This is a genomic window from Planktothrix prolifica NIVA-CYA 540 (genome assembly GCF_963864145.1).
In the GTDB taxonomy this organism is placed as follows: Bacteria; Cyanobacteriota; Cyanobacteriia; order Cyanobacteriales; family Microcoleaceae; genus Planktothrix; species Planktothrix agardhii.
Genome location: NZ_CAWLTW010000001.1, coordinates 4,320,500 through 4,345,330 on the forward strand (window position 1 = coordinate 4,320,500; position 24,831 = coordinate 4,345,330).

Annotated in this window: 19 protein-coding genes; 6 read left to right on the top strand and 13 right to left on the bottom strand. The window is 39.9% G+C overall.

Annotated elements, in window-relative coordinates; translation table 11 throughout:
* Positions 1-79: 79 nt before the first annotated feature.
* The 3 genes from AC559H_RS19035 to AC559H_RS19045 are packed head-to-tail and all read right to left on the bottom strand — an operon-like array spanning position 80 to position 6,674.
* Entirely contained in the window at positions 80-3,769 is a 3,690-nt protein-coding gene (locus AC559H_RS19035) for a WD40 domain-containing protein (RefSeq protein ID WP_237746372.1), read from the bottom strand.
* On the bottom strand, positions 3,770-5,380 hold the full coding sequence (locus tag AC559H_RS19040; RefSeq protein WP_237746373.1) for a tetratricopeptide repeat protein: 1,611 nt from the start codon (positions 5,378-5,380) through the stop codon (positions 3,770-3,772).
* A gap of 25 nt (positions 5,381-5,405) precedes the next feature.
* The gene (locus AC559H_RS19045) at positions 5,406-6,674 is read right to left on the bottom strand and encodes a P-loop NTPase fold protein (RefSeq protein ID WP_036832907.1); all 1,269 of its coding nucleotides are present in this window, start codon (positions 6,672-6,674) and stop codon (positions 5,406-5,408) included.
* A gap of 275 nt (positions 6,675-6,949) precedes the next feature.
* Here AC559H_RS19045 and AC559H_RS19050 point away from each other — a divergent pair, with 275 nt between their 5' ends.
* Both AC559H_RS19050 and ftsZ read left to right on the top strand, forming a co-directional pair.
* Positions 6,950-7,813 carry a cell division protein FtsQ/DivIB gene (locus AC559H_RS19050; RefSeq protein WP_026788005.1) on the top strand — a complete coding sequence of 288 codons (864 nt, stop codon included), beginning with the start codon at positions 6,950-6,952 and terminating at the stop codon, positions 7,811-7,813.
* Between the two features lie 128 nt (positions 7,814-7,941).
* Positions 7,942-9,216: a cell division protein FtsZ gene (gene ftsZ, locus AC559H_RS19055; protein ID WP_026788004.1), complete on the top strand. Its 1,275-nt coding sequence runs from the start codon at positions 7,942-7,944 to the stop codon at positions 9,214-9,216.
* Here the strand turns inward: ftsZ and AC559H_RS19060 are convergent.
* The 5 genes from AC559H_RS19060 to AC559H_RS19080 form a co-directional block, all read right to left on the bottom strand.
* On the bottom strand, positions 9,213-9,740 hold the full coding sequence (locus AC559H_RS19060) for a late competence development ComFB family protein (protein ID WP_071782736.1): 528 nt from the start codon (positions 9,738-9,740) through the stop codon (positions 9,213-9,215). The two genes, ftsZ and AC559H_RS19060, sit on opposite strands and share 4 nt — an antisense overlap.
* Positions 9,741-9,840: 100 nt before the next feature.
* Positions 9,841-10,242: a DNA sulfur modification protein DndE gene (gene dndE, locus AC559H_RS19065; RefSeq protein ID WP_026795258.1), complete on the bottom strand. Its 402-nt coding sequence runs from the start codon at positions 10,240-10,242 to the stop codon at positions 9,841-9,843.
* A gap of 407 nt (positions 10,243-10,649) precedes the next feature.
* Complete coding sequence (gene dndD, locus AC559H_RS19070; RefSeq protein WP_026795257.1) at positions 10,650-12,635, bottom strand: DNA sulfur modification protein DndD; 1,986 nt, start codon at positions 12,633-12,635, stop codon at positions 10,650-10,652.
* A gap of 149 nt (positions 12,636-12,784) precedes the next feature.
* Entirely contained in the window at positions 12,785-14,362 is a 1,578-nt protein-coding gene (gene dndC / locus AC559H_RS19075) for a DNA phosphorothioation system sulfurtransferase DndC (RefSeq protein WP_026795256.1), read from the bottom strand.
* A 30-nt stretch (positions 14,363-14,392) separates the two neighbouring features.
* Positions 14,393-15,616, bottom strand: coding sequence for a DNA sulfur modification protein DndB (locus AC559H_RS19080; protein WP_036832905.1), 1,224 nt, complete (start codon positions 15,614-15,616; stop codon positions 14,393-14,395).
* Positions 15,617-15,773: 157 nt separating this feature from the next.
* On the opposite strand from AC559H_RS19080, the gene AC559H_RS19085 reads away from it, so the two are divergent.
* Complete coding sequence (locus AC559H_RS19085) at positions 15,774-17,333, top strand: DGQHR domain-containing protein (RefSeq protein ID WP_026795254.1); 1,560 nt, start codon at positions 15,774-15,776, stop codon at positions 17,331-17,333.
* A gap of 268 nt (positions 17,334-17,601) precedes the next feature.
* On the opposite strand, the gene AC559H_RS19090 is transcribed toward AC559H_RS19085, so the two are convergent.
* Positions 17,602-17,994 carry a hypothetical protein gene (locus tag AC559H_RS19090; protein ID WP_026795253.1) on the bottom strand — a complete coding sequence of 131 codons (393 nt, stop codon included), beginning with the start codon at positions 17,992-17,994 and terminating at the stop codon, positions 17,602-17,604.
* A 293-nt stretch (positions 17,995-18,287) separates the two neighbouring features.
* Here AC559H_RS19090 and AC559H_RS19095 point away from each other — a divergent pair, with 293 nt between their 5' ends.
* Both AC559H_RS19095 and AC559H_RS19100 read left to right on the top strand, forming a co-directional pair.
* Entirely contained in the window at positions 18,288-19,958 is a 1,671-nt protein-coding gene (locus AC559H_RS19095; RefSeq protein WP_026795252.1) for a GUN4 domain-containing protein, read from the top strand.
* Between the two features lie 65 nt (positions 19,959-20,023).
* Complete coding sequence (locus tag AC559H_RS19100) at positions 20,024-20,431, top strand: hypothetical protein (RefSeq protein ID WP_036832903.1); 408 nt, start codon at positions 20,024-20,026, stop codon at positions 20,429-20,431.
* Between the two features lie 12 nt (positions 20,432-20,443).
* On the opposite strand, the gene AC559H_RS19105 is transcribed toward AC559H_RS19100, so the two are convergent.
* The 4 genes from AC559H_RS19105 to AC559H_RS19120 all read right to left on the bottom strand — a co-directional run bounded on the left by AC559H_RS19105 (position 20,444) and on the right by AC559H_RS19120 (position 23,355).
* A complete protein-coding gene (locus tag AC559H_RS19105; RefSeq protein ID WP_026795251.1) occupies positions 20,444-20,902 on the bottom strand; it encodes a hypothetical protein in 459 nt (152 codons plus the stop codon).
* A gap of 35 nt (positions 20,903-20,937) precedes the next feature.
* The gene (locus AC559H_RS19110; RefSeq protein ID WP_051319654.1) at positions 20,938-21,915 is read right to left on the bottom strand and encodes a pentapeptide repeat-containing protein; all 978 of its coding nucleotides are present in this window, start codon (positions 21,913-21,915) and stop codon (positions 20,938-20,940) included.
* 109 nt (positions 21,916-22,024) lie between these two features.
* The gene (gene murQ / locus AC559H_RS19115; protein ID WP_026795250.1) at positions 22,025-22,942 is read right to left on the bottom strand and encodes an N-acetylmuramic acid 6-phosphate etherase; all 918 of its coding nucleotides are present in this window, start codon (positions 22,940-22,942) and stop codon (positions 22,025-22,027) included.
* 38 nt (positions 22,943-22,980) lie between these two features.
* Positions 22,981-23,355 carry a DUF3110 domain-containing protein gene (locus AC559H_RS19120; RefSeq protein WP_026787994.1) on the bottom strand — a complete coding sequence of 125 codons (375 nt, stop codon included), beginning with the start codon at positions 23,353-23,355 and terminating at the stop codon, positions 22,981-22,983.
* A 145-nt stretch (positions 23,356-23,500) separates the two neighbouring features.
* Here AC559H_RS19120 and AC559H_RS19125 point away from each other — a divergent pair, with 145 nt between their 5' ends.
* Positions 23,501-24,628, top strand: a complete 1,128-nt coding sequence (locus AC559H_RS19125; RefSeq protein ID WP_026795249.1) for a class I SAM-dependent methyltransferase — start codon at positions 23,501-23,503, stop codon at positions 24,626-24,628.
* Positions 24,629-24,831: the final 203 nt, after the last annotated feature.

Here is a 24,831-nt window from a genome sequence, read left to right on the forward strand (position 1 = left end):
ATTTTTTTGACATTATCTAAAGATAATACACTAATTTTTGGCTCTGTGTCAAGTCAAATAGCTGATAACTGATTACTGTTTACTGATTACAAAGATCGCGATCGCTCGTTTGGACTTTAGGATTAGTTCGTAAATAATCGTAAACCCAATCACAAGCGCGATCAATCAAATTATCTAAATCCAGATTCCACATAATTAAAGTATGATCCCGACTAGCAGAAACCAAAACCCGACCATCGGGACTAAAACTAATCCCCATTACACTATCCCGATGTCCCACCAAGGTTTTGAGCAAAGTGCCGTCATCACGACTCCATAACTTCACCGTACCATCGTAACTGGCCGAAGCAATTAACTGACTGTCAGGACTAAACACCACACTGGTAACACTATCACTAGATCCCTTTAACAGCGTCTTCAGATAGTTTCCCCGACTATCCCAAAGTTTAACCGTATTATCATAGCCAGCAGAAGCAATAAATTTACCATCGGGACTAAAACTGATACTCAGAACATAACCCTGATCAGCCATAATCGTCTTTAATAACTTTCCTTGATCATCCCAAAGTTTAATCGTCCCATCATCACTAGAAGTTACAATCATCTCCCCATTCGGACTAAAGGTAACACTATTAACCCAAGAATCATGTCCGATTAAAGTATGTAATAATTGACCCTGGCGACTCCATAATTTCACCGTTTTATCCTTACTCGCCGTAGCAATTTGTTCAGCATTAGGACTAAAAGTAATATTCAGAATACTATCGTCATGACCAATCCAACTTTGAAGCAGTTGAATAGATTCCACCGAAACCCGGTTTTTTGTTAAGGGCAAAGCTGATTTTAATTTTGCTACACCCCAAAGACTAAAATTATCAGGCAATTTAAACAAACTCCCCTGGGATTTTTCTGAGCTTTCTAAATCAGGACTCAGTTTCCACAATTTCACCGTCCGGTCATAGCCCGCCGTCGCTAAAAGTTCTCCATCGGGACTAAAACTCACCGTCGTCACCCGGTCTTTATACCCCGCTAAGGTCGTCAATAATGCCCCTGTACGGCTCCAAAGTTTCACCGTTTTGTCCTGACTCGCCGAGGCAAACATCTCACCATTGGGGCTAAAATTCACCCCTAAGACCCGATGTTGATGCCCCGTTAGGGTTTTTAGAGGAATTAAATCTGAACTCCAAAGTTTTACTGTTTTGTCATAACTTGAGGATACTAAAGTCTTGCCGTCGGGGGAAAATTGAATATTTGTCACCTTATCCCCATGTCCTTGCCACTGCTTTAATAGAGTTCCATCCACCGTCCATAAATAGATATTTTTATTGTCCGTAGAAGTTGCCAACAGTTTACTATCAGGAGAAAAATTCACCCCATATATATTAGAACGATCCGCTTTTAAAGTTTTTAAAAGTTGACATTGAGGAGTCCACAATTTCACCGTTTGATCTTGTCCGACCGTGGCAATTAGTTGACCATTGGGAGAAAAACTCACCTTATAAACCGTTTTATTCGGATTAGCAGTGTGATCCAAGGTGTGGAGTATTGTTCCATCTAGTTTTAGCAGTTTTACCGTCCCATCGGCCACCGCGATCGCTAAAATCTGACCATCGGGGCTAAAAGCCACCCAGGTTAAAGGAGCCACAGCCCGATAGACAGTTCGCAATAAAGTCCCCTCTCGACTCCATAATTTTAATCGACGATCATCGGACACCGAAGCGATCAAACGGCCATTGGGTGAAAAAGTGACTGCGGAAACACCCTGGCGATGGGCTTGGATAGTAACGGGAGTGACCAGCCGTTTTATTGTAGACAAGGCTGCGACGGGCCAAAGTTTAATCGTCCCATCTTGAGAAGATGACGCGATCATCTGACTATCGGGACTGAAACTTACACTGGTGACACTTCCCTGATGACCGACTAAGGTTCGCAGGAGTTGACCATCGGGTGTCCACAATTTCACCGTTTTATCCACACTCCCAGAAACAATATAATTGCCGTCGGGACTAAAGGAAACATCCCAAACTACATCCTGATGTCCTTCTAAACGGTTATGTTCAGTTGTCCCATATACTGCCTGTTGTAAGGTGGCTGCAATTCTAGTTTCCATGGTTTTGAGTTCCGACCCATCTGGGGTCGTCGCTTTTAACCGTTGAAATTGTCGAGCCGCCCTTAAACTTTCGAGGAGAGCATCAAATTTATATTGGGAGAAGAATAAAGCATCGGAAGCAGCAGTTAATGTGGCTAAATCGGCGATTTGCTTTTGTCCGTCGGCCCGTTGTTGTTGATAGGTGGCTAGTTTTGTGGTAAAACCCAATAACAGGGCAACAATTATCGACAACCCTAACAACTGTTTTAACCGTTGATTACGCTGCAAAAGTTGCTCTCGACTCATTTTTTTTAAGGCTGCTTCCGCCTTGGATTTTTCAGATTGGGCTTTCTGTAAACGTTGCTTAATATCATGCTGGCGCTGTTTTTCCTGTAGTCCGTAGCGCTGTCGAATTGGCAAGACTAAATAATCATGTAACAGTTGATATCGATCTTCGGGTTCTTCCCGTCTTCTTAATAGTAACCCTGATTCTAAAATGATATCAATAAAAGCCTCCGCTTCCTCTCCTCCTTTGGGTAATGGGTTTTGGGTAATGGGTTTTGGGTAATGGGTTTTGGGTAATGGGTAACAGAAAGAGTTTACCTCCCCTGCCTCTCCTACTCCCCCTGCTCTCCTCGCCGCCGTAATTAATTCCGCTTTAGTTTTAATCGGACGAGTAAATTTTTCATCGGTTAGGGTAAATAAAACTTCCCAAGCTGCATCTTCATTGATATTCCCACAATCTTTAATAACCTGTTCAATGGAATGTTTAATTAATTCAGTTTTGGGATTAATTCCTAATTGTTTATAGGCCGTTAAGGTGGTAATTCCATGTTCTCCTTCTTCCTGAAGTTGCGCCCCGACAACTTGCAATTCAATTGGACGAACTTCCTGCCGTTCATCGGCTAAATCTGTTACTAAAGCATCAATTAAACCTGGCTCTAATTGGAGTTTAGACCGTTGGGTTAAACGCTCAATCACCGTTTTTGCTTCTGCTAAAGTAAAATCTCGCAAATGATAGCGAATTTTTTTATCGAGAATATTATTATTAATGGCATCTAGGTTCAATAAATGATCCCATTCTAAGAGATGATGCAAATAATCTTCCCTCAGAGAGAAAACTATTTTTACAAAGGGTAAATCCAGGCAAATTTTTAGAAAATCATAAAATATTTTGCGCTTTTCTTGATGACAATGGGAGATAAAAAAGAATTCCTCAAACTGATCAAAAATTAAAACTGTGAGTAAATTTTGTTCGGCATTTTGGGTGAGTTGTTTCAACACAAAAGAGGACGAATTTAGAATACAATCTACCGGAATTTCTTCATAACTTTGATTGGGATTGCGATTATTCCAATCTTGAATAGAGGATTGAGCAATCACTTTATACCAAAGTTTTTTGATTGACTCATCGGGATATTTAAAGGAAGCACAATTTAATAATGCACTCGCTAAACTCTGTTCTAATTCCCGAGTCCAATCCATATAAGATTGAATCACTACGGGCAAACAATCCCGCGCACTAATTGCCGTATTCTTTAAAGCTGGAACTAAACCCGCATTCACTAAAGAACTTTTACCGACCCCAGAACGGCCATGAATAATAATTAATTTATGATCATCACGACTCAAGCGATGCAGCAAATTCTGAATATCATGTTGGCGACAGGATGCCATCATTTATTCCGCAATTGTAACCATATTTTCGCCTTGGTTACTAGAGGGATTAATTGCTTGTTTTGGAGGTTGCAGTTGGGCTGCTCCAATAAAGGCTCGCAACCCATATTGATGCTCAATTTCCCGTTGTTTTTTCTTAATTCTAAAGGCTTGACGATACTGACCTTGCTGATAGTCAATATCGCGTAATTCTTCCAAAATATCCAGATATAACTGAGGATTATATTGGGGTTGTATTTGGGTCAGAGCTAATTCTAATTTCTGCTTTGCTTGTTGCCATTCTCCCTGATATTGATAACATCGGGCTAATAATAATAAACACTGTGCTTGACTAACCGTTGGTTTTGACTCTGGTAAAATAGTTAAAGCTAATTTTGCTAACATCAGAGCCTGACGCCATTCCGAACGTTTTAGAGCCACTTCCGCCATAAACACATAATCTTGAGCTAATTGACTTGATGTGCCATAAACAAAGTGCATTTTTACGCCCCCCAGGGCTAATTCTTGCAACATTTCCCATAATTGTAAGCGTTGCAATACTTCACCTAAAGGGGAAATCACTCCTGCCACTAAATCAGGGCGTCCAGCTTGTTGAAAAATTTGCTGACTTTGCTCAAAATAGCGTTTGGCTTCTGTTAATAAAATCTGAACTAAGTTGGGATTTCGAGTTGCTTGAATACAATAGGTTAAAGCAATATGAAACAATACAATTCCCTGACGTTCTCTTAAACAAAACACAAGGGGGCCCGAAGTGGGGGGAGTCATCACATCGACACTGGAGACTTGACCTGGGAGTTCACCTTGGGCGGTATAGCCTCGTAAACCCGCCTCGTGTTGGAGGAGGGCTAAACTCTGTTGATAATGTTGGCGGGCAATTTCGATGTGGTCATGGGCATCGCCATCTTGACCGAAAATAAACTGACGACTGGCTTCTAAAGCGGGGTCTAACTCATAACCTCGATTTTGTAAATCCTGCCAATGCAGTTCTAATTCCCGCCGTCGGTTGCAACCCATACCAAAATCAGATGGAAAACTACGGGATACGGTCGATTTAAACGGTCGTTGTGTTTTGGGTTCCCAGGCTTTGATTTTTAATTCTGCTAGGGTAAATAGGGTATTGGCTTGTAATTTTAAGTAATCTAATAATTCAGTTGTGGTTAATTCAAATTTAATTGTGGCGGCGGCCCAACTTTTAAAGTCAGGGGCTAAACGAATTAGACCCGTAACGATATCATCGGTAATCCATATAATAATCGGAAAATTAAATTGTTTTCTAAATTCATCCCGAACCTGATTAGTTGAACTCAGAATAATATCCAGATTTTCCACGGTTTCTAACCCTAAAATCATTAGTGCCGAGGGGGAATTTTTCTCAACCTTTTCTAATAGGGTTGTATAGAGAGTTTTGGTATGAGGAGATAAAATTAAAGACTCAATCTTGATTTCTGAATCAACCTGTACAGTTTGTAGAACTTTTTGTCTGAGTTGACTGGAATTACAGCGAACTAACACTAAGGAAAACTGACCTTGGGACAAGGATACAGCGCGTAACAAGCGATTCAAACTTCGTTCATTCACAGAGGCTACTATTTTGGGGTCAACAAGTTTATCCATTTATCTCAGAGCAAATTTGAAGACTTCAAACATTAAGGGAATTAACCAATAGTTTGTATTGATTACTCTCCGTCAAAGCGGGATTAATTCCAAACCAACGACCATCTTGATCCCGATATTCAAATACAAACATACTGCGGAGTAGGGTTTGACATTCATCTTCTCCGGTGACTTTTTGTGTTTTAACTACTCGTAACAATAACTCCCATTCTTCCTGACTAATTGCTCCTAAAAGATCATCTCGATATTCTTGAATCACTTGATCCAAACAAGCCCGGGTAAATGGTGGATCTTCTTGTTGTAAACAACTGTACATCAACATTAATAAACGTCGAATATGACCCCCACTAATTAAACACAAACGATCTAGGGTTTCGGGACTATCAAATAAAGTGGATATCAACTGAAAACGATCTTCGGGAGGGAGATCAGGAAAGGCTCGGGCTAATACCATTTGTTGTAATTTTAGCATTCCTGATGGGTTTTTTGTGCCATCACGCAGGCAGACTGGAACCATCGGTAAAACTTTGGGTTTGACTCCAAATCGACTTGATAGCCGATCATAATCATTAGAAAACATCAGGGTCAAGGGAATAGTAAAAACTACATGACAATTGAGGCGTTTGAGTTGTTCACCGCGATCGACAAATAGATATTCCGGTTGAGTTCTTCCCCAGGGTTTAGGAGAGTTATCAATTCGATCTAAGTTATCGACAATCACGACAATGCCTTTTTTACCTTTGGCTTGTAACGCAGTATTAGCCCGTCCTAATATTTCATCATTAATAGCATCTAAAATATTACTGGTACGCGGTTCTAAATATTGTCGTAACTGGGAACGTAATTTGGGAGAATCCTTGGTTTTGGCGGTAATTCTAGCAATTCCTACGGATAATTCGGCTTCGGCTGCGAGTTGGATGGGGGTTTGCATCAACTCGGAAATTTCGGTAAATAAGTTAGAAAAATATCCGGGTTTGAGACGAATTTGATCCGCTTCTAAACTTTCACTTACCTGACGAGCAATCATTAATAAAACATCACTGATATCGACATCCGCCATATCGAGATTTTGAGAGGATTCAAAGTAAACGACATGATATCCTTGATGTTCTAATAAATCTTTGAGACGAAATAATTCAGTCGATTTCCCACAGCCTATATGACCACTAAATAATTGACAGGTGGGTTCATCATGGGACAGTAAAGTAATGGTGCGACTCAATTCTCGAATAATATCGCTACCCCGGACGGAAGAAAAATCGATATAATACTTTCGATCTTCCGGGTTTGCCATGTCGATAGTTTTACTGGGGTTACAGGCTTTATAAAATCTGCTTAAGTTAAGCTCGATCACAATTAGACTCTTAACCTCATGTATCAATTTAACGGGTGACTCTGAAAATATTAGTGTAGCTGCCGGAGTCATGTTTCAGGATGGGGGGCCGGGGGTCAGGGGGGTATGGGAACCCGGGGAGTAGGGCAAAATCGCTAAAACAATTAGAAATAGGGGGATACAGAATATGCTAAATTATTGGGGGCTACCATTGGTGAGGTGAAACAACGCTACCCATGGGCAATCTGACCCAGATTAAATCTCTTTCAACCCATCAATTACGACGTCAACGCCAGCAGTTACGACGTCAACGTCGGCTAAAGTTAGTTCAACTGTTATGGCAAACCCTAGCACTGGGTAGCTTGACTGGGGGTATGTTTTGGCTGATTAACCAACCCCTCTGGTTGATTCGCCAACCCGAACAAATCAAAGTCGAAGGTAATCAGCTATTGTCCGATCAAATGGTTCGCTCTTTACTGCCGTTATCCTATCCTGAATCTCTGTGGAAAATTCAACCCCAGGTGTTAGCATCGGGTCTGGAATCACGGGGTCAAATTGCCTCTGCCCATGTCACCCGTGAGTTATTTCCCCCCAGTTTAACGGTGAATATTCGAGAACGACAGCCCGTAGCGATCGCTCATCCCGCCGCCACACCTTCCCCTGTTGAAGCCAATAACGCCATCGGATGGTTAGATGCTACCGGGGACTGGATGCCGTTAGAAAACTATACGGAATTAGAAAAATCCCAGAAACTCCCCACCCTCAAGGTGATTGGCAACTTCAACCAGTATCATTCTTACTGGCCTTCAGTTTATCAAGCCATCAGTCACAGTCCGGTGAAAATCTCCCAAATTAATTGGGAAGATCCAAATAATCTGATTCTGGAGACGGAAATTGGTACAGTTCATTTGGGCGCCTATACCTCCAAATTCCCGGAACAGTTGCGGGTGATTGATCGAATGAGGAATATCCCCGAACAGGTAGATCGGACTCAGATGATGTATTTTGATCTGAAAAATCCCAACCAACCCTTACTCCAAATGCAATCTGAAAGTACGGATAAAAGCAGATTATCCGAGGACGAGTCTACCTCGAACTAACAGACGGATCGCTGTAGGAAGAATCACTCTCCTCAATGACTTGGTTTCTAATCCAACTTACCCTATAGTATTTGTGTTTATTTGGTTTAAAGTGATAGAACCGTTATTCATCTACTCCCCCTATTAAAATGACAGTTAAGAATAATCTGGGGTCTGCCCTTGGCAATTCTGATGCTGAAGGAAAAGCGAATCCCTGGTTGACAGACGATTCAGCCAATCCATTCCGTAGAAAAGAACTAATAGTTAACCCTAATAACGATTCTAAAGATATGCCCCGTGAAGATTCTTGGAGTGGCGATATTATTCCGAGCAATGCTGCAAAGATCAAGGTGATTGGTGTGGGTGGCAGTGGCGGTAATGCCGTTAACCGCATGATTGATAGCCAGGTTGCCGGAATTGAGTTTTGGTCAATGAATACCGATGCCCAGGCTTTAACCCTATCCAAAGCCCAGAAACGTCTACAAGTGGGTCAGAAATTAACTAAGGGGTTAGGAGCCGGTGGAAACCCTGCCATCGGTCAAAAAGCCGCCGAAGAATCCCGGGAAGAAATTCAGAAAGCCTTGGAAGGGGCTGATTTGGTTTTTATTACCGCCGGACTAGGAGGCGGAACCGGGACAGGTGGAGCGCCTGTTGTGGCGGAGGTGGCGAAGGAACTCGGAGCTTTAACTATTGGGGTGGTGACTCGTCCCTTCCACTTTGAAGGTAGACGGCGAATTTCCCAAGCCGATGATGGAATCCTGGCATTACAATCCCGGGTTGATACCTTAATTGTGATTCCGAATAATAAGTTATTAGAGGTGATTGCTGAACAAACCCCCGTACAGGAAGCCTTTCGTTATGCCGATGATGTTCTCCGTCAAGGGGTACAGGGGATTTCGGATATTATTACGATTCCGGGGTTAGTAAACGTCGATTTTGCCGATGTGCGGGCGGTGATGGCTGATGCCGGGTCTGCCTTATTAGGGATTGGGATTGCTTCGGGAAAATCCCGGGCTAGAGAAGCCGCCGTGGCTGCGATCGCTTCTCCTTTATTAGAATCTTCTATTGATGGAGCCAAGGGTGTTGTATTTAATATTACCGGAGGCACGGATTTAACCTTACATGAAGTGAACGCGGCGGCCGAAACTATCTATGAAGTGGTTGATCCCAATGCCAATATTATTTTTGGGGCGGTAATTGATGAACGGATGCAGGGAGAGGTGAAAATTACTGTGATTGCCACCGGGTTCTCAGGAGAAAACAAAAGTGGTATCCCCGTGGCCCGGAATACTGGCGTACCCCAGGGTAATATTCCAGTTATTCCGGCTCCAGCTAACCCCAACCAACCCCCAACCCCGGCTAATCCTGGTCAACAACCCGATATTCCTGACTTCTTACGGCGGCGACGTCCTCCCAACCGTTAACCGTTCCATCCATCCCGAATTGAGGCTTCCTTGCGGGAGTAATTATCGGCAAAAGCCCGGTGACGGTTGACAACTTTCTGATCCAGCCCAGGGGGAGGAGGCACAGAGGACTCAGCAGCATGACGGGGTAACATTTGCTGTGCAGCCTCTGGTTTTGGACTCTCCTCCTTCACAGGGGTTGATTCTTCTGGGGATAATGGGGTTGAGTGCCGCAGTAAGTCCCTTTGAACGGCTGCGATCGCCTGTCGGACGGCGGTTTTAATCGGGGCATAAAATTCATCCCTTCCCCTTTTGAGTTGCTGCATCCAACCTTCTTTGGAAGAAGCATAAAGGGGCGGTAAACGGTTGAGGGCATAGGTTTCAACTTCAACTCGTTTGATGTATTGGCAGAGTCGAGGAGCCAGGGTAGCTAATTGAATCTTGACTTCCTGGGCAACTAAATCTTCCATCACATTATGATATCTGCGCTTAGAATCTATAGTCATGGTATTCACCGTTCCAGATTCTTCATTCAGTGTGATCACGGAGATTATCCTCTAGTTTCTGGTTTAACAATTTTGTTCGGCGCGGTGAGTTCCCCTAGATTTTCTAGGGGGAGAGCATGACAGTGCTTTCCTCTACCATTTACGCGGTAACTGGGTTTTGGGCGGGGGTGAGGGCGATGAAATCTTCAATCTGTTTGAGATTGGGATCACCTGCTAGGTAACTAATTCCTCGGTGCAGGTGTAGGCGAAACTGGGTGGCGAGGGTTTCTGGATCGGTTCCTAAATGGTCATTATGGCAACGTTGCTTCAGGGCAATGGTGAATAAATCACCCATTTCTCCCCCAAAGACTTGCCAAGTCATTTCCACGTTGCTATCGGCGGGGATGGGAACCGGGGAGGGAATGGTTGACTCGGCTAGGGAACGGCACAACGCCCAACGGCACAGAACATTCCAGTTGTCTATTTTGGTAATTCGTTTGAGTTTGGTTAGTTGCTCCTTCGCTGCTTGGGATAGGCGAATTCGCTCTACGGGGGGTTCCATTTGTTCAGTGACCAGTGATCAGTGATCCGTTATCAGTGGATTTCAGATTGATACATTAAACATTTTATACCTAAATACTTAGGAATTGCTCCCAGTGTTAAGACTTTTTTACAAAATCTTCATAAATAACCTACTTTTATTAAATTTTGGTAAAGAAATGTTCCTGGTTTAACCACAAAGGCACAAAGACACGAAGGGGCTGCTGCGGTAAATCAAGTCCTGTGAGGATTTGTTGACTAATTAGTCAAGAGTATGGGCGTGTTCCCCCCTACGATATTGTCTCCCAGACGGCGGGTTTTGTCAACCCCCCCTAGCCAAAAAACGAAATTTTTTTCCAGATTAATTTTTTTTTGAGGTTTAATTTAACCACGAAGACACGAAGACACAAAGAAATATGGAAGTTGTTGTTAAAAGAAATAACCTAGTTCTATCCTGGTTTGGCGTTGTTTGGGATCATATTTGAGTAGGTATTCACGGGCGATCGCATCTTGTTCTCGTAAACTATTAATTTCCTTTTCTGCAATTTCCGTATCGGTTGAGAGTAAAATAACTTGATGACTAGCTGCGGGAAAATACCGTTCAATTAGGTTTTGACGGTGGGAGGAGTCTAAACGACCTAGGGGAGTATCAATAGCGATGGGTAAGTTTAGTCCTGAAACCCTTGCTAACCCCCATAAAAAAGCGATCGCTAATAGTTGTTTTTCTCCCGCAGATAGGCGATGTTTCTCCACGGGTTGTCCTTGGGGATCGTACAGGGATAAACTAAAGTCTTCGGTAGCAATTACCACTCGATGCACTAAGTCTGATTTGTGTAATAAATAGCGGAAACATTCGGTCACTTCTACTTCTAATTTATTCAATTTTTTCAGAGTTAATTTTTCTTTAAATATTTTTAAGGAGTCTTGAACTTTACTAATAGTCTCAATAATATGATTAGCATTTTTTCGATCAATGGTATTTTGACTATATTTTTCTAAGTCTTTTTTAGCTTTTTCATATTCAGTATAACACTTTTTAGATCGCTGTTCTGCGTCTTCAATAGCAGTTTCAATTTTGGTGTATTCTGTTTGGGCTTGGGATACCGTTTCTAACAGTTGTTCATAGACCTCTGGAGGTGCAGCAATAGCCAATTGTCTATCCAGACTAGATAGGGTATCTTCAATTATTATTAGGGCTTCTAAAACGTCCTGAGATTGTTGAATTTGACTGGGAAGTTGATGGTCTAAAAATGTTCCTAATTGACTGAATATTTTATCATCAATTTCTAAAAATATCTTTTCTTGATTAGGATGATTTTCAGTTAAATTTTGATAATCGGTTTCCAGATATATTTTAACACTTTCTAACTGTTTTTTGGCAATATTAAGTTTTTCTAAATATTGAAATAATCGTTGATCTCTATCTTTAATAAAATCCTGGGCTATCTTAGCTTTTTCCCAATTTAACTCCTGCTTTCCCTGGTTTTGCGCTTGAATTAATAAAGGTTGAATTAAACTTAAAGGTAAACCTTCTGCTGCTAATTCACAAAGACGTTCCCGTTGTTGTTTGGCTTTTTCTTTTTCATCCTCTAACTTTTTTTCTAACTGACTCCGTTCTCCGGCTATTTTGCCGCCTTCTAGTTTAAATTTTTCCTTAGCTTGATTTAACTTTTTTTTAGCAATTCCAGCCTTGATTTTTAATTCTTCTACCGCCATTTCCGCCGCATCTTTTTCGGATTTATACTGATTTAATTTAGTCTCAATTTCTTCTAAATATGCTAAATCTTTTGAGTCGGCTAACTGTCGGCGTTTGCGGTTAGCTAAAATATCTAAATCTACTGCTAAACGTTCTGATAATTCTAATCCCAATAAAGATTGAATTGCTTGTACCACAACATTAGGAGGACTGTCTAAATCGGCTAATTCTTTGACCTGTTCACCATCAAATAAAAATAAGTTGGAAATTCCTATCGGGAAAAAATCTTCGATGCGTTCATCCCAGGTTTCTACCCAAGCGGAGTCCGGCCAATCATCAATTAATATGCCTAAAATATCTTTACCATTTTTCGGGTTTTTTGTCCAGCGACGTTTAACCCGAAACTCTACTTGCATATTTTTAACAATATGTTCAAATAATAATTCTACACTGGTTTCTTCATGGGCTAAGGTCTGTTTATTAACTGCTTGTTTGAGAAAGTCGGGATAACTTAAATTTCCCCGGGTAGAACATTGGGCACGCTGTCCATAAAGTGCGAGGCGCATTGCATCCATTAAGGTAGTTTTTCCGCCTCCATTCATACCTCCAAATAAGACAATGGGACTAATCACATTATCCTTAATTTTAGGGCGTAAATCAATTACTTGTTTCCCTCGATAGGGGCCAAAGTTTTCTAAGGTTAATTCTAGGAAAATCATAAAATTAAAAGTTTAAAGGTTAATTTTTATCCCGTTTATCTCGTTTCTAGGTTCTACCTAGAAATGCTCTTAAGGAGGCTCCGCCTCCAATAATAGTAGCAGGCGGAGCCTGCATCAGTCATTCCCAGGCGGGAGCCTGGGAACGAGGGTTAGGTAGGGTTTTGAAATTTCAAACTTCCCCAACTTAACTGTTGTGGAGGTTCGGGGTTTTTGTCTTCTATGGCGTGCTTGACTTGTTCCACACTTCCGGTTTTGGCGGCTTCTTTTAAGTTGCGTTCATAATGAGCGTTATTAATAGCTTGCTCTTGAGGTCGAGAACTGGTTTCTAAACACTTTTCTAAGTCATCATAGATACCATTTCGTCTCGCCATAGTTTTATATTGACGTTCTGTATCAATCAGTTTTGCCATTAATTCCATATACATTGTATCTCCTTGACTGAGTTCTTCTAATAATTCCCATTCATCTGCACCCAGAACGGTATTTCCTGCACCCAAACGGGGGTCTTCAAAGGTTTCTCCCATAACTTCCTGATAGATTTTAGGTACACTATCATCAAATTCGTGTTTTTCTTCTAACCATATTCGCCGAATTTCGCTAAGTTCTCCTATGGTAATTAAGGTTGTATCTCGATATTCTTCGGGCGCTGTTTGTCTAATTTGTTGTTGTGCTTCTAATACCCGTCTTAACCAATGTTCTCGCCATTTTTTGGTATAGGGCCCAGGAATAGGTTCGACGGATATTTCTCCATCAACATTTCGTTCAAACAGTTGAACTTTTCCAATAAGTCGTCTAAAATCTCGTTTCTCTCGATCATTTTGGATATCTAATTCTAAACGAATATCAATCAGAGGTTGTAACCATTCTTTTTCTTGATCATTTTGTATCATTGCGGTTAATGATTTATCACTATCAACCAAAGTACAAACCCAACATCCAAACCTAGAATCACCACAGCTAGGGGTTGAAGTATCCACAACTAGGGGACATTCATTATCTGCGGTTGCACCTCGATATAAAACGAATAATTCTTGATTATTACCCCCCCAAGGGTTTTCCCACTGCATTAAATACATCCAAACTTCATCAGTACGCCAATCTTCAATCGGCGTATAAACTAAAGAATTGAGCAAACTAACATTAGGACTGAGACGTTCACGGACTCGCTGACCTTCAAGTTCTCTCATCCTCTTGCCACGACTAACGCTTTCACTTTTGCGAGTTCCTAGAACTATAATACTTTCCCCATTAGTTCTTACAACATCACGAATAAAGCGATTAGATGGATCAATTTTTAATCGAGAAGTACACCATCGAAATTTAAGACGAGGTGCGGGATAACCTTTACCAATTAAACCAACCCAATAAGTATGTGAAACTTCTGGATGTAATAAATGAGCTTCCATTGGCATATTTTGCTCTTGAATAGCTTTTTTTAGTTGAGTAATACATTTACGCACCCAAGTAGAAACAATAGGATTCTCAACTAAAGTATCTGTTGTAATTACATAAATTGTTTTTTGACGCTTTTCTATAGGCAGTTTTGAGATAGCATTCCAAATTAGTTGTAATGTTGCTGTACTATCTTTTCCCCAAGATACACCAATAATCCAAGGTATTTGATCCAAGCAGTATAAATCTTGGATTTCTTGAGTAGATTTTTCTAAATCTTCTATAAACTCATTGACAGTACGTTTTAATAAAAGAATTTCCTGAATTGTAGTCATTTTTTACATCCCATAAATAAAATTTTAGGCTTACTTTAACAATAGACCTGTTTGATTTTCAACCTCAGACACAGCAATTCTAAATGCTTTATTCACTGCTGTTGTTTGAGTTATGATTTTCATATTTCCATTACCATCATTCATCAGTAGACTGTTTTCCCATAGAGATGTAGACCTTTGATAACCTAAATTAGCTAATGTTTTAATTAACAAGTTCTGTTGCTCCTCTGTAAAATCATTTTGAAAGAAAATTAAATGCCCTACTCGACTAATCAATTGCAATCCCACACTATGACAATCTATTCTTTCTTGACGTAATTTATAAAAATCAAGATTTGATGTTCCAGATTTTGGGGTAAGAAGTAAACTCCAGCCTTCATTATGTTGAGCAAATTCAAGATAGAAATATTTAGCCTTTTCTAAACATACTTTTAGCTGCTCTCTATTTTGATTTTTACGAGATTCAATCACCTGTTTTTGAGATGAACCAAACAAAAATTCTGCCATCCCCAGTCGTAACTGATTCATTGTAAATAAGTAATCTGGATCTTTGTTCAGTGTTTTAGAAATTTTATCAATACGTCCTGCAAAAATAACTAAATCTTTTGAAATATCACGGGTAAGTTTTGATAAAGCATCACTAACATCAAATGTAGCGAGTAACGCTGCCGCGATTGGCTTATTTTTAGCACAATCAGCAAAATCTTGATGAATCTGATCAATATCATCTTCTTGAACCACTAATACCGTTGCACTATCGTTCAATAATTCAGGTCTTTCTTGAACTGCTTTTTCAATTGCTTTAATCCGATGTTGACCATCTGTAACATACAGTTCGACATTACTCGGTAAAACAGCATAACCAAATTGCGTTATTTTGGAACCAAACGTAAAAACCTTAATCGGTGTTTTGCAATTAAAAATAAATGAAGGTAGAATATAGTTATCAGTTTCTAGTAAGTATTTGGCAATTTCATTAACATGGGATTTATCTATAGGACGGTTCATCACATCTTCAGCATTAGATCTATGTTTTTTCTTATCTGCTGTTTGAAATTTAGCCATTTCAAGTAGTTGCTCAAAAGAGATACAAAAAGCTAAGTGAACTCTCTGTCCTTGTTCATAGACATGACATTGAAATACTCTTGCACCACAAGTAGCAGCATCAGCAAATGCTTGATTTACAGCATCTTCTTGACGTTGCATCACGATAATTTCAGCACTTGAACGCTTCTGTGGCTGTTCTTCCGTCATGACTATTTCCTCTTTTCAGAAATTACAGATATTCCCTAAACCCCTCTATTCCGGTAAAGTAGGACTAGGAATGAGTTTTTAAAAACATTAGTTAAATTTTTAAAAACCATTTTTAGATATCATAGCATTTATTGACTCATTTGGCAACATAACTCTAATGGATACTGAAACCCAACTCAATTCCGAATCCCAAAAAGCAATTGCACAACTGCTGAAACCCTATCTACAAAAAGCAGATAGCTTACTGGTTCAAAAAACCTATATGGCCGAAACCGAAACCTTTATCACCTCCGTCACCCTAGAATGGATAGCAGCAAAAGTCGGTTTCGCCTCCCAACTGCCCCTATTTCAACCCCATTTAGACCCCACAGGAAACGTCCAAAGAGACACCGAAACCGTGGACGATATCTTACAACGCCCCCTCGACTGGTCACGTCAAGCCACCCTAACCCAATATCTCACCAACCACAAAGACCATAAATTTCCGGCGGTGTTAGTCGTCCTCAGTCCCCCCTGGGTCGATAACCCCCAAGCATCTGAATGGGATAAACAGGGCCGGGCCACCCAGTCCGCCATTGAATTTTTACCCCTGGATAGTCAGGGAAAACTGGGACTATTGCAAATGTCAACCGATATATCCGTATTTGCCCTAGATGGACAACATCGCCTCATGGGGATACAAGGGTTAATGCAACTCCTACGGACAGGGCGTTTACAACCCTATAGCAAACAGAAAAAACCCATCGGGGATGCTATTACCGTTAAAGAGATGACCCAAAAATTCGGTATCACACCCCAACAGTTACAACAACTATCCCAAGAAACCATCGGAGTAGAATTTATTCCCGCCGTTGTCAAAGGCGAAACCCGCGCCCAAGCTAGACAACGGGTAAGGTCTATTTTTGTTCACGTTAACTTAATGGCCGTTAAACTCAGTAAAGGACAGTTAGCCCTATTAGATGAAGATGATGGGTTTTCTATTGTTACTCGTCAGGTCGTCGTTTCCCATCCTCTATTTTGCGATAAACCCGGACGCAACCCTAGAATTAATTGGGATAGCGCCACCGTCGCCTCCAAGTCAACGGTATTAACTACCCTGCAAGCCTTAACAGATATGGGTCAACGCTATTTAACCCCCAAATTTCCCCACTGGAAAGCCGCCAAACCCGGGTTAGTCCCCCGACGCCCGACAACCCAGGAGTTAGAAACGGGTATTCAGGAATTACAACAACTTTTTGATGCCTTGGCAAGTTTACCCAGTTATCAACGCTTAGAAGATAGTTGGGAAACCCCCGACCTGCGCAGGTTTAGTTTTGAAAAACCCCCAGGAGAAGGAAATATATTATTTCGCCCCGTCGGACAAGTAGCCGTAGCCGCAGCCTTGGGAGTGTTAGTTTTTTATCAACAACAGCCCCTAGCAGAGATTTTCGAGAAATTACAAACTTTTGATGGGTCTGGGGGGTTTAGCGGTATGGAATATCCCGACTCCCTCTGGTATGGAATATTATATGACCCCAATAAACGCCGGGTCAGAGTCGCCGGAAAAGACCTAGCCGCCAAATTACTCATCTATTTATTAGGGGGAATGCAGCAACCCATGGAATGCGCCGAGTTACGCAAAGCCTTAGCCGATGCTAGGACATTTGAAAATAAAGCTGTCAGTTTTGACGGTAAATTCGTTAAACCCAAAGAAGTCGGTTTACCCCAAACCTTATAACCTCTTTGTGTCTCTGTGTCTTTGTGGTTAAGATAATATTTTCCAGCCGAAAAAAATATTTCCACTCCAAAAAATTTCGATTTTTCTGGGAAAAGGGGTTGACAAAACCCGCCGTCGGGGAGACAATATTGTAAGGGGGAACACGCCCATACTCTTGATTTTTTAGTCAACGCCTAAAACCTTATAACCTCTTTGTGTCTCTGTGCCTTTGTGGTTAAGATAATATTTTCCAGCCGAAAAAATTGTTTAAATTCCCAAAAATTTCGATTTAATCTTCCACAATTTCAACTGTTCTTATAAGCTCAAAGTCTTCCACCTGAGTTTGTAAGTCTGGGCTAAGTTGATTTTTAAGTTTGAGTTTGAGCTCGTCTGAAATGGGTAAATCTTGGATTTCTTTCAGGAGATATCTGACAGATTCGGTTTTACTCCGTTCTGCATAGACAGCATGAAGAACGGCTTCAATTCCATATCCTGCGACAGTATCACCTAACACCGTCATTAGACCCAGTATTCCTATGCCACCAACGATGCCAAAAGGCCCTCCCATGGCGGTGAGAGTAGCAGCAATGGCGGCATTACTTCCGGCTGATGAGACAGTTATAATCAGGAGAACTATACCGGGAAGACCCAGACCAGCAATTTTCTTTACGATTTCGTCCATTGATTTTAATAATCAGTTATTAATTATCAGTGTAAGAGTTGATTAGTTATTGGTCAACTGTGAACAGTGTAAAAACGTCGAAGTGCTTTCGCAGTTCTAGTAGTCCGCCTGTTGTCATCGCACCAAATAAAATTACATTTTCTAGGTTGCTGACATAAAATGCGTAGTGAATTGATATGCTTGTATTTGGGCTTCAATGTCGCTTACATATTTTGAGATTGGTCTTCACAGTCTGCATTTGTTCGATATAATTATTGAAGATAAAAATTTAACTTGGTTTAAACATTAAGATTATGTTAACTAAACAGCAAAGACAACTCATTACTTACGAAACTATTTTAATTTATGAACAAACCTATCGATTACCTGTTCTCAAAAATAAGGGCGTAAAAGCAGTTCAGAAAAAAATCAGAGAACATCAGAAATTAATTAAAGAGGGAGTTCGATATCATTATTATTTGGGAGGAATCATTAAGCGAAAAGAAGAAATTAGCCAAGGAGAAATTTTTGATGAAATTCAATTATTTATTCAGAATTATAGTCATATTATTGATTTATTAGAAAATTATAGGGATAGTTATTATAAATTTTTAGTAACCTTGGCTGATGATTTAAAAAAGTTATTTAAAAAAAAATATTCTGAAATAAAAATCTTGGAAAATGAAAGAAGAAAATTAGAGTTAAAAAATACTAATAACCCGAAAATATTGGGAGAACTAAAGTGGGAAAAACAAGAAAATTTCAAAGCAGTTTTATTGTTGAGCAATGCTTATTTTTTGATGTTAGAAAAAATCAGATTGATTAGTGAAGGGATTCAAAAACTTGCAGAAGATACCAAAAATCAGAAAGAAATTGTTAAGCAAATTGTGAAAGATTTAGAAGTCTATCAAGAGATTTATGAATATCAAAGCAAAGCCTATAAAATTCGTCAAAAAATAGCAAAAATTGCCCATAATGCAATTAATTTTGATAATTCTTTACAAGATTATTTTAGTCCTTTTCAATCTTTAATTGATGAAATTGTCAAGGTAGATGAATATTTTTATGCAACGGTCGGAGATATTAAAAATTTAGGGGATAATATTTTAAAGTATAATGAAAATTCAGTAAATCTTGAAGATAATGGGGTAATTTCTGAAACTTTTCTTGATTTCATGGTGACCAGTTATGAGAAAAAAGCTCGATTAAAAGATGCTTTTATGCAATCTCAATTATTAGATTGGCAAATTCATCATTTTGATGGCAGTGAAAATGGCATATTTTTAGACCAGGGTATTGATTTAATCTCTAACTATATCTCTAACCAACTAACTGATCAAAGAAAAATGCTAGGCATTACAGAAGTAACGTTTGTTTCTACAGTCCCTCTATCGACTCTTGAAGAAACAAGATCAATGGGACTGAGTAATCATCCTGTTATATTAACCCAAGAATTTCGCAGTGATCGAAATATTGATTATACCCAATTGCGGGATCTCCTTGCCCAACATAACTGGAAAGAAGCTGATATGGAAACCACTCAATTAATGCTAAAAGTCATGGGTAAGAAGTATTGGAATGAAGTTTATAAGGAAGATATTGATAACTTTTCTAGTCAAGATCTCCAGACAATTGATCAACTTTGGGAACAATATAGTTATGGTTATTTTGGCTTTAGTATTCAGCAAACAATTTGGAGTGAAATGGGAGGTCAAGTTGATTATGAAACGGAAAAGAGACTCGGCGAGCGACTGGGGTGGCGAAAAGAGGGTAAGTGGTTAGACTATGAAGCCCTAACATTTAAATTGTCCCCGATGACACCCATGGGACACTTACCAGCCCAATGGTTACACTATGACCCGAAGTTTGAATTATCTGCCCAAGCATCGACAGAAAACCTTTCTATGGGAGCTTGGCGGGTGGGGTCTTGGTTAGTTTGGCAGATGCACTTATTCTTTTCTCGCGTAAAAATTTGTAGGGAATAGGGAATACAACCTATTTAGAATTACTATAGTACAAATTAGAGCTAAAGCCCACTTTGAGGATTAACATGAATAAGAGTAAACATTCTGACATAGAGATAGAAATTTTGCTTTTAGGAAAATGGCGTTTTGGTACATCTTCGGAAAAGATCATGATTGAATTTAAAGATGATATGACTTATCGACAAACCAGGGTTCAAATGCTGTTTTTTTCTAAACCAAAAGAACTGATAACGGGCAATACATTTACTGGAATATGGTATGTCAGTAGAAAAAAATTACATTTAGATGTTAGAACGATGCCAAAATCATTTTTTAATTTAGAGATACCACTAGGGTTAAAGATTTCTTTGGCCGATATAGTTGCTACTTCATTTTCTATATTTATGCCAGAAAGTTATGAAGTATTTAGAATTAATCGGTCTCAATTTCTGATCAAGGATAAAGAGGAATTAATTGTGGGAACCAAAATATAGCAAAACGTCCTTTTAAATAGGATTTAGATAAAATATTACGACAACAGCAACCAGACTAACAATTAATGATAAAAGGCAGACCAACTTAATGGTTTTAGGATTCTTGGGATTTCCTCTCAAAAAAACAGGATATTTGATCAAACTCTCCGCCCCACCTCGGAACAAAATCCAATAGCTAAGAGACAGAATTAATCCCCAAATTGATACCCACCAAGCCATAACAAATGGATTCCCAGCACGAGGATAAAAGTATGCCATAATATTAGAAACAGCACCAGTGGTCAAGCCAATTCCCATCACAACCCAAGGTATACTCATTCCCACAAAGAAACCCCGAATCATTCTAATATAACCGGATCGCAGATCGGGTTGTTTTTTAATATAAGGTTGCGCCCTAAGCCAGAAGATAACGGAATTAACTATATTGATCCCAATCTGCAATAGCCAAAAGTATTGAAATAAGGTTTCCATCAAAAAATTTCCTTAATTTAACTGAATTAATCAACTTAATCAGAAGTAAAAATACCCAAACTATTACCTAAATTATCATCAAATATAGCACCCTGAATAATGAGCTCATCTTTGATTTGTTCCGAAATACCTAAGTTATGTTTAAAATAAGCTTGTTTAGCCCTAACTCCCATCATTTTTGTCAGACTTAAATTAGCAATACTTAAATTAGCTAGAGTCAAATTAGCTAGAGTCAAATTAGCTTGAAATAAGTTGGCTTTTGTTAAGTTAGCTCGACTTAAATTACTTCCAATTAGGTCGGTTTTGGTCAGGTTGGCTCGACTTAAATTTGCTCCCATTAAATTAGCTTGATTTAAGTTAGCTTCACTCAAATTAGTTTGAGCCAAATTTGCTTGACTTAGGTTAGCTTCACTCAAGTTGGCATGGCTTAAATTAGCCTGACTTAGATTTGCTCCCATCAGATAAGCTTGACTCAAGTTAATTCCACTTAAATCAACTCCTTGTAAATTGGCTTTACTCAAATAGACTTGATTCAGGTTGGCGAATGCCAGATTTGTATTCCCTAAATAAGCCCCACTGAGATAGGCTTTAATCAAGTTGGCTCCACTTAAATTGGTTTGACTCAGATAGGCTTCAGTCAAGTCAGCTTCTTTGAGGTTGGCTGCGTTGAAATTAGTCCCAATTAAGTTAGAATTACTCAGGTTGGCTCCCGTCAAATCAGCATTATCGAGGTTTGCCCCCATTAAATTAACACCCGTCAAATTAGCTTGACTTAAATTAGCTTGACTTAAATTAGCTTCCGTTAGGTTAGCCCGACTAAGATTCGCTTGACTTAGGTTAACTTCTCTTAAATCGGCTTTAGTTAAATCAATCCCTTGTAAATCAATCCCAATTAAATCCTGGTTGGCATCAATACCAACAAGTTTAGCTAATTCCAATAAATTACAACTCTTCGCTTGAATCAGGGTTTTAATCTGGCTTTTTATTTGTTCTTTTAACTCTTGATTATTCATGGTTAAAACTCCATTTTAAGCAGGTTTAAAAAGATGCTGATCAGATCAGGAAAAATCAATCTGGACATCTTTAACTACTGTTTTGAAGCAGGAGAAACCCATCTTAATCCTATGGCAAATTCCAACTCAATACCGCCTGTCTTAATTGTCCTTGATGCTGATTTAATAAGTCTTGACCGGATACCGCATCTAGTCCCGTCCACTGCATCAATAGAGCTAACTTAACAGATTTTCCACTTTTTTCTAATAAAATTTCCGCCGCTGCTCGATCAATTTCGGTCAAATCCATTAATATTCTTAAAGAACGATCCTGTAATTTTTTATTAGTCACCGCCACATCAATCATCCGATTCCCATAGACCTTCCCCAACTTCACCATCACGCTAGTTGAGAGAATATTTAACGCCATTTTAGTCACAGTTCCGGCCTTCAATCTTGTCGAACCCGCTAAGATTTCTGGCCCGACTAACAGACGAATATCCACATCCGCCTCAAATTCCACCTGCTCCACCGGAACACAAGCAATAAATACGGTTTTGGCCCCCCGTTGACGAGCCGCTTGTAACGCCCCCTGAACAAAGGGAGTCGTCCCTCCGGCCGTAATTCCCACCACCACATCTAAATGGGTAACTTGGCGTAAGGCGATCGATGTCGCCCCATCTTCGGCTCGATCTTCCAAGTCCTCCGAACTGCGAACCAAAGCCCCCGCACCCCCGGCAATAATGCCCTGAACCAATTCTGGAGGGGTACAGAAGGTGGGCGGACATTCGGCCGCATCCAGAACCCCTAAACGGCCACTGGTGCCCGCCCCAACGTAAAATAGACGCCCCCCCTGACGCAGTGCCGCCGTGGTTAGGTCAATGGCTGCGGCCAAGGATTCACGGGAACGGGCAATGGCCAACAAAGTTTGGACATCTTCCCGATTGAACAAATCCACCAACTCCAAGGAACTCATCTGGTCTAAGTTCTGACTACTGGCGTTGATTTGTTCGGTTAATAAATGTCCCCGGGACTCCCACTGTTCCATATTTCACTCAACCTGCGATCTGTACTATTTAGACCCAACTATAATAAACCTTCTAGCCGTTTACGAATATCATCAAGTTCCGGTGAGACAAAATCAGACTCTTTCTCTGGGGGTTGGTCTTCCTCGATTTGCCAATCCGTTTGATCAACGTTATTTTCGGGAGGAATAGCTAACTCTCCAGACCCCACCAGTTCCCAGTCATAGTCAACCGAAACGCAAAATTCTTCGATTTCCTCTTTATCAATCGCCTCAACCGTAGCCGTGGGGAAATCCTGGGCTTCCAGAAGTATGCCAAAACGGGTGGCATCATCCTCGTCTTCAAATATTAACACCTTATTGCGATCGCCCATTTGAATCGTATGAATTCCTTCATTTTCTGTTCCGGCGTTGAACAGTAGTACATAAACTCGCATAGCTTTGGATGAAGTTGTGATCACTATTGCTTTACCATTTTACTGCCAAAGGGGGAAATTTTTGACAAGGGGATCAGATTGTTTCGATTCCCAGTCTTAGGTAAGATGAACTAGATCGGAAAACTTATATTTTTTAAAACAATCAATGCAGCTTGTTAATTTATCTTCTCAATCCTTAGCTCTAAAACAGTTTATTCAAGATCAAACTCGATTTCCTGATACCTTTAATGCTGCAATTTGTGATCAGGATGAAATGTATTTATTTGCCTTGGCAAATCACGGCACACCCGATCGCGCTTGTATTCGTTATTATTTTAATGGACATCGAATTTTAGATACCGTCAGACAGGTTTTACAGTGGCATTTTGGAGAATTAGATCGGATTTCGTCCTTCTTGGATTTTGCCAGTGGTTATGGTCGTTTTACCCGATTTTTAGTTCAGGATATTCCTCCAAAAAATGTTTGGATTTCCGATATTTATGCCCAGGCGGTACAGTTTCAAATCGAACAATTCGGCGTACAGGGAATTATTTCTACCACCTATCCCCAGGACTATCCGATCCAACAATCCTTTGATGGTATTTTAGCCTGTTCGTTTTTTAGTCATCTTCCTGAATCCACCTTTTTAACTTGGTTACAAAAACTCTATTCTTTATTATCTCCCCAAGGAATATTAATGTTTAGTGTCCATGACCGGGAATTATTACCCCCACATTTTAATATTTCTACCTCAGATATTTTATTTATTCCCAATAGTGAAAGTCGCAGTTTAGATGTGAATGAATATGGCACCAGTTATGTCGGTGAAAGTTTCGTGGCGCAGAGTTTAAAAACCATTAGTCAAGGGGAAGCAGTTTATTCCCGAATTCCCCAAGGAATTTGTGGTTATCAAGATTTATATTTAGTCACTCGCACACCCCAAAATCCCCTATCTTCCCTAAAATTTAGTCACCATCCCCAGGGAAAAATAGAACGGTGTAAATTAACCATTGAGGGAAATCTTTTATTAACCGGAAGACTATCAGAAATTAATCCCAACGGTCAATTAGACTCTATTCTGGTTTCAATTAATGGTAAGTTAATTCAAAACGGTTTATTTGCTTTTAAACCTACTGATTCCGATACTCAATCTTCTTGGTCTTATCAACTTCCCCTAGGGGAAATTTCACCGCAAGATATTATCTTAATTAAAGCGATCAACAATCAAGAATTAGAATGGGTTTTTGAAACAACAACCCTAGAAAATTTAATTCAGTCCTATACTATACCATAATTAAATCCCTCGATCCTATCAGCCCTTACCCCTTTAAACTCCCTATCCCAAATATTGTCAAAAACAATCCTGATTTTGTATACTAATCGGAGTCTATTGATTCAGAGGAGCAGAGCAAAAAAACAACACAACCATTTATAGAGAAGTTTATAAGGTATAAAAAATAGTGAATTGAGTGTAAAATGTTTTTTTTATTCACACCA